At 74.8% G+C, this 6,625-nt stretch carries 5 protein-coding genes; all 5 read left to right on the forward strand.

Going from position 1 to position 6,625, the window contains the following annotated elements:
• Positions 1 to 217: 217 nt before the first annotated feature.
• Entirely contained in the window at positions 218 to 1,639 is a 1,422-nt protein-coding gene (locus Q0112_RS12580; RefSeq protein ID WP_297975829.1) for a pitrilysin family protein, read from the forward strand.
• Complete coding sequence (locus tag Q0112_RS12585; RefSeq protein ID WP_297975830.1) at positions 1,636 to 2,949, forward strand: pitrilysin family protein; 1,314 nt, start codon at positions 1,636 to 1,638, stop codon at positions 2,947 to 2,949. Before Q0112_RS12580 ends, Q0112_RS12585 begins: the two co-directional genes overlap by 4 nt.
• A gap of 47 nt (positions 2,950 to 2,996) precedes the next feature.
• Positions 2,997 to 4,799 (forward strand): DNA mismatch repair endonuclease MutL, encoded by a 1,803-nt coding sequence (gene mutL, locus Q0112_RS12590; protein ID WP_297975831.1) that lies wholly within the window; start codon positions 2,997 to 2,999, stop codon positions 4,797 to 4,799.
• Between the two features lie 21 nt (positions 4,800 to 4,820).
• Positions 4,821 to 5,972 carry a DNA recombination protein RmuC gene (locus Q0112_RS12595; protein WP_297975833.1) on the forward strand — a complete coding sequence of 384 codons (1,152 nt, stop codon included), beginning with the start codon at positions 4,821 to 4,823 and terminating at the stop codon, positions 5,970 to 5,972.
• A gap of 267 nt (positions 5,973 to 6,239) precedes the next feature.
• On the forward strand, positions 6,240 to 6,625 hold a 386-nt coding region (locus Q0112_RS12600; protein ID WP_297975832.1), incomplete at its 3' end, for a cytochrome-c peroxidase.

Below are 6,625 nucleotides of genomic sequence, written 5' to 3' on the forward strand. Positions count from 1 at the left end.
AGAGGATTTCGCGCGCGAAACCATAGGTATCCCTTTGATCCTGAAGGGATTCGCCGGGTTAAAACTTCGTGAAGGCCCTCCCGCAACCTTTCAGGTGGCCCGGGCGGGCCATGCCAGGGGCGATCGGGAACGCCGGCCGATCACGCCTGCGTGCCCCTCGGTTGCGCCGGACCGTGGAGCCGGCCACGATGCGGGCGGTCCGCTGGCGGAGAGAGACATGCCTGCAATCCTGTCGCGCCTTGCGGGCGCGGTGGCCTTCCTCTTCCTCCCCGGCGTGCTGGCGGCGGCGCCGCTCGACGGGGTCACGAGCTTCACGCTGCCGAACGGGCTCGTCGGCGTGGTGATCGAGGACCACCGGGCGCCGGTCGTCACCAACATGGTCTGGTACCGGGTCGGCGGCGCCGACGATCCGGCCGGCCATTCCGGCCTCGCGCACTTCCTCGAGCACCTGATGTTCAAGGGCACCGCGACGCTCGGCGACGGCGAGTTCAGCCGCGTGGTGGCGGAGAACGGCGGCGAGGAGAACGCCTATACCTCGGCCGACCATACCGCCTACTTCCAGACCATCGCCGCCGATAGGCTCGACCTGGTGATGGGGATGGAGGCCGACCGGATGACCGGGCTCGACCCGGGCGAGGCGACCGTCCTCTCCGAGCGCGACGTCGTCGCCGAGGAGCGCCGGCAGCGGGCGGAGAACCGGCCGGACGGGCTCTTCATCGAGCAGATGGGCGCGGCGCTCTACGTGAATTCCCCCTACGGCCGGCCGGTGATCGGCTGGCCGCAGGAGATCGCCGCCCTCACCCGCGCGGCGGCGATGGACTTCTACCGCCGGCACTATGCCCCCAACAACGCCATCCTCGTCGTGGCCGGCGACGTGGCGCCGGAGGAGGTGGAGCGGCTGGCCGAAGCGCATTTCGGGCCGATCCCGGCCTCGCCGGCGATCGCGCCGCGCGAGCGGCCGCAGGAGCCGCCGGCGGTGGCGGCGCGGCGGGTGACGATGCAGGATGCGCGCGTGAGCGAGCCCTACGTCGTGCGGAGCTACCTCGCGCCGCCGCGCCGGGCGGGCGACCAGGCGCGGGCGGCGGCGCTGAGCGTGCTCGCCGAGCTGCTCGGCGGATCGGAGGCGACCTCGGTCATGGCCCGCGAGCTGGTGATGGGCGACGGGATCGCGCTCGACGCCGGGGCGGACTATTCCGCCATCGGCGTCGACACCCAGAGCTTCGGGCTCTACGTCGTGCCGCGGCCCGGGGTCGGGCTCGCGCGGGCCGAGGCGGAGCTCGACGCGCTGCTCGCCCGCTTCGTCGACCGGGGCCCGGACCCCGACGACCTGGCGCGGCTCAAGCTGCAGATGCGCGCCGAGGAGACCTATGCCCTCGACCGCCGGCAGGGCCGGGCGCACCGGATCGGCGCCGCGCTCGCCAGCGGCCTGACGCTCGAGGACGTCGGCGCCTGGCCCGATGCGCTGCAGGCGGTGACCCCGGCCGACGTCCAGGCGGCGGCGAAGGCCCTGTTCCGGCCGGAAGCCTCGGTGACCGGGTGGCTGACCGGCGTGGCGGCGGACCTGCCCGCGCCTGCTGCCGCGCCCGCTGCCGCCCCCGCTGCCGATGCCGGCGGCGACCTGCCGGGAGCCGTCCGGTGAGGCGGCTGGCGGCGGCCGCCCTCGTCGCGCTCGGGCTGGCCGGGCCGGCGGCGGCGGAGATCGAGATCCAGCGCGTCACCTCTCCCGGCGGCATCACCGCCTGGCTCTACGAGGAGCATTCGCTGCCGATGCTCAACATCGAGGCGAGCTTCCAGGGCGGGGCGGCGCTCGACCCGCCGGGCAAGGCCGGCGCGGCGCGCATGATGGCGGCCCTGCTCACCGAGGGGGCCGGCGAGCGCGACGCGACCGCCTTCGCCGAGGCGACCGAGGCGCTGGCGGCGGGGATCGGCATCCGCGCGGGCAGCGATTCCGTCGCCGTCTCGGCGCGCATGCTGACCGAGAACCGCGACGCGGCGCTCGAGCTCCTCCGGAGCGCGCTCCTCGAGCCGCGCTTCGACCCCGAGGCGGTGGAGCGGGTGCGCCAGCAGCTGCTCTCCGCCGCGCGCGATGCCGAGAGCGATCCCAACGCCATCGCCGGCCGCGCCTTCTACGGCGACGCCTTCCCCGGCCATCCCTACGCCGCGCCGACCGACGGCACGGTGGAGAGCATCGCCGGGCTCGACCTCGCCGACCTCGGCGCCGCGCGCGAGGCGACGCTGGCCCGGGACCGGCTGCGGCTCGCCGTGGTCGGCGACATCAGCGCGGGCGAGCTCGGGCCGCTGCTCGACCAGGTCTTCGGCGGCCTGCCCGCCGCCGGCCCGCCGCTGCCGCCGGTCGCCGAGCCGCACACCCCCGGCACGACGCGGGTGATCGACTTCGACATCCCGCAGTCGGTCGTGCTCTTCGGCCAGCCCGGCATCGCCCGGAGCGACCCGGACTTCATCCCCGCCTACGTCATGGACCACATGCTCGGCGGCGGCGGCTTCGGCTCGCGGCTGATGCAGGAGGTGCGCGACAAGCGCGGGCTGACCTACGGCATCAGCACCTGGCTCGCTTCCGGCGACTTCGGCTGGCTCTACATGGGCGGCTTCTCGACCGCCAACGCCCGCGCCGGCGAGGCGATCGACCTCGTGCGGGCGGAATGGCGGCGCATGGCCGAGCAGGGCGTCTCGCCCGAGGAGCTCGAGGCGGCGAAGCGCTACCTGACCGGCGCCTATCCGCTGCGCTTCGACGGCAACGGGCAGATCGCCGGGGAGCTGCTCGGGCTCCAGGTCGCCGGACTCGGGCCGGAGTATGTCAACGAGCGCAACGCCCTCGTCGAGGCGGTGACCGTCGAGGACGTGGCCCGCGTCGCCCGCCGCATCCTCCGCCCCGAGGCGCTCACCTTCGTCATCGTCGGCCGGCCGGAGGGGCTCGCGGCGGCGAATTAACCATTAACCGGTGGCGCGGCGGCCGTCGCGGTGCTAGACCTTGGGGTATGAACGTCGAGGCCCCCAAGATACGCCGCCCGATCCGCCAGCTCGACGCCGCCGCGGCGAACCGCATCGCGGCGGGCGAGGTGGTGGAGCGCCCGGCCTCGGCGGTGAAGGAGCTGATCGAGAACGCCCTCGACGCCGGGGCGCGGCGCATCGAGGTCGCCTATGCCGACGGCGGCAAGCGGCTCCTCCGGGTGCAGGACGACGGCCACGGCATCCCGGCGGACGAGCTGCTGCTCGCCCTCGACCGCCACGCCACCTCGAAGATCGACGGCACCGACCTCACCCGCATACTGACCTTCGGCTTCCGCGGCGAGGCGCTGCCCTCGCTCGGCGCCGTCGGCCGCCTCACCGTCACCTCCCGCGCCGCCGGGGCGGGGGAGGCCGCCTCGGTCACCGTCCGCGCCGGCGCGGCGTCGGGGCTGCGGCCGGCCTCGCTCGGGCGCGGGACGGTGGTGGAGCTCGAGGGCCTGTTCAGCGCCACCCCCGCCCGGCTCAAGTTCCTGCGCAGCGACCGCGCCGAGGCGCAGGCGATCGGCGAGACCGTCCGGCGCCTCGCCATGGCGGCGCCCGGCGTCGCCTTCACCCTCACCGACCGCAGCGACCCCGAGGCCCCGCGCGAGCTCCTCCGCCTCGACCCCGAGCCGGGCGAGCTCTTCGCCGGCCTCGGCCCGCGGCTGCGGGCGCTGCTCGGCCCCGACTTCCTCGCCAATGCGCTGGCCATCGACGCCGAGCGCGACGGGCTGCACCTCGGCGGCTTCGCCGCGCTCCCGACCTTCTCCCGCGGGGCGGCGGTGGCGCAGCACCTCTTCGTCAACGGCCGGCCGGTGCGGGACAAGCTGCTGCTCGGCGCGCTGCGCGCCGCCTATGCCGACCTCCTCGCCCGCGACCGCCACCCGGCCGCCGCGCTCTTCCTCAGCTGCGAGCCGGCCGTCGTCGACGTGAACGTCCATCCGGCCAAGGCCGAGGTCCGCTTCCGCGACCCGGGCCTGGTGCGCGGCCTCGTCGTCGGCGCGCTGCGCCAGGCGCTCGCCGGCGCCGGCCACCGCGGCGCCGGCACCACCGGCGGCGCCATGCTCGGCGCCTTCCGCGCTCCGCAGCCGCTCCCGCCCGCCGTCGAGCGCGCCCTCTGGGCCCCGGCGCGCGCTCCCGAGCCCGGCTTCGCCGAAGCGGCCGCCGGCTGGGCCGCCGCGCGCGTGGAGCCCGAGCCCGGGCAGGACCCGGCCGGCCTGCCGCTCGGCGTCGCCCGGGCGCAGGTGCACGAGACCTACGTCATCGCCCAGACCGCCGACGGCATCGTCATCGTCGACCAGCACGCCGCCCACGAGCGCCTGGTCTACGAGCGCCTGAAGGCGGCCCGCGCGGCCAGCGGCGTCCCCGGCCAGCTCCTGCTCATCCCCGAGGTGGTGGAGCTCGACGCCGCCGCCGCGGCCCGCCTCCTCGACGCCGCCCCCGAGCTCGCCCGCCTCGGGCTCGCGCTCGAGCCCTTCGGCGGCACGGCCGTCTGCCTGCGCGAGACCCCGGCGCTCCTCGGCGAGGTCGACGGCGCCCGGCTGCTGCGCGACGTCGCCGACGCGCTGGCGGCGGACGAGGGCCGCGGCCTCGAGGCCCGGATCGACGCCGTCCTCTCCAGCATGGCCTGCCACGGCTCGGTGCGCGCCGGCCGGCAGATGCGGGCGGAGGAGATGAACGCGCTCCTCCGCGCCATGGAGGCGACCCCGCACTCCGGCCAGTGCAACCACGGCCGCCCGACCTACGTCGAGCTGAGGCTCGCCGACATCGAGCGGCTCTTCGGGCGCCGGTGATGGTCAGGTGATGATCAGGTGATGATCACGGTCGGCCAGCTCCAGATCGCCCTCGACGACCCGCGGCTCTGGGCCGCGGCGGCGGCGCTCGCGCTCTTTCTCGTCCTCCTCCAGGCCGTCCGCCGCCAGGGGCGGGCGGTCGAGCCGCTCGCCCGCCACCTCGCCGACCTCGACGGCGCCGTCCGCGCCCTCAACGACGGCCAGCAGCAGCTGCACGGCGGCGTCACCCACGTCGCCGAGGCGCAGGCGGCGGCGCAGGCCCGCCTCGCCCAGTCGCTCGAGGCCCGCCTCGCCGCCGTCACCCAGGCCATGGGCGAGAGCCTCAACACCAGCGCGCTCAGGACCGCCCGCTCGCTCGGCGACCTGCAGCAGCGGCTCGAGACCATCGACCGGGCGCAGACCAAGATCGAGAAGCTCTCCGGCGACGTCCTCGGCCTGCAGGACATCCTCTCCAACAAGCAGACCCGCGGCGCCTTCGGCGAGATCCAGCTGCGCGAGATCGTCACCCGCGCCCTGCCGCCCAACGTCGTCACCTTCCAGGCCACCCTCTCGAACGGAACCCGCGCCGACTGCCTGATCGAGCTGCCGCAGCCGCCCGGCCCGATCGTCATCGACGCCAAGTTCCCGCTCGAGGCCTACGAGGCGCTGCGCGCCGCCAAGACCCCGCAGGACACCCAGGCCGCCCAGCGCATGATGCGCGGCGCCGTCCGCGCCCACATGCGCGCCATCGCCGAGAAGTACGTGATCGAGGGCGAGACCGCCGAGGGCGCGCTGATGTTCCTGCCCTCCGAGGCGGTCTATGCCGAGCTGCACGCGAACTTCGGCGACCTGGTGCGCGAAGGGTTCGACCTCCGGGTCTGGATCGTCTCGCCGACGACCTGCATGGCCACCCTCCACACGCTGCGCGCCGTCCTCAAGGACGCGCGCCTGCGTGCCGAGGCGCACGCCATCCGCCGCGAGCTCGGCCTGCTGCACCGCGACGTGGAGCGGCTCTCCTCGCGCGTCGGCAACCTCGACCGCCACTTCTCCCAGGCGCAGAAGGACCTCGAGGAGATCCGCATCTCCGCCGACAAGGCCGGCGCCCGCTCGCGCCGGCTCGAGGCGATCGACTTCGCCGACAGCCCGCCCGAGCCGGCCGCCGTGGTCGACCTGCCCCGCGCCCGCGAGAACTGACCCGCCCGCGCGAGGGGCACCCGCCGGAGCGGCCGCTTGATACGGATCAATGCAGGGACCGTGCGCGGCGCCGTATCCGGAAGGCGCACACGTTCGGGAAGGGCAATGACCGGCCGGCTTCGTCATATCGTCAGGCACGACGCCCGGCCGGTGCACGGCGCGGCGTGCGGCGGGAATCGGCGGCGACGGCATCGCGGCCCCTCCCCCATTGACGCCGCAGGGGCATGCCAACCACGTACCCGTCATTCACAGCAAGAGGAGGCTCCGGTGCTTCGCACACTCGCGTCCCTTCCAGCCATCGCCGCAATCGCTCTCGCGCTGCCGGCCCTTGCCGACGACGCCGAGCTGCGCGCGACGGCGAAGGACTTCTTCGAGACCATCCCGCTCAACCCGCCCGAGCTGAACGGCAACGTGATGACCCGCGCCCGGGTCGATCTCGGGGCCATGCTCTTCTTCGATCCGCGGCTGTCGCGCTCGAACGTCTTCTCCTGCAACTCCTGCCACAACGTCGGCATGGGCGGGGTCGACGCGCTCGAGACCTCGATCGGCCACGGCTGGCAGAAGGGCCCGCGCAACTCGCCGACCGTCTTCAACTCGGTCTTCAACATCGCCCAGTTCTGGGACGGCCGCGCCGCCGACCTCGCCGAGCAGGC

Source organism: uncultured Amaricoccus sp., assembly GCF_937858865.1.
Classification (GTDB): domain Bacteria; phylum Pseudomonadota; class Alphaproteobacteria; order Rhodobacterales; family Rhodobacteraceae; genus Amaricoccus.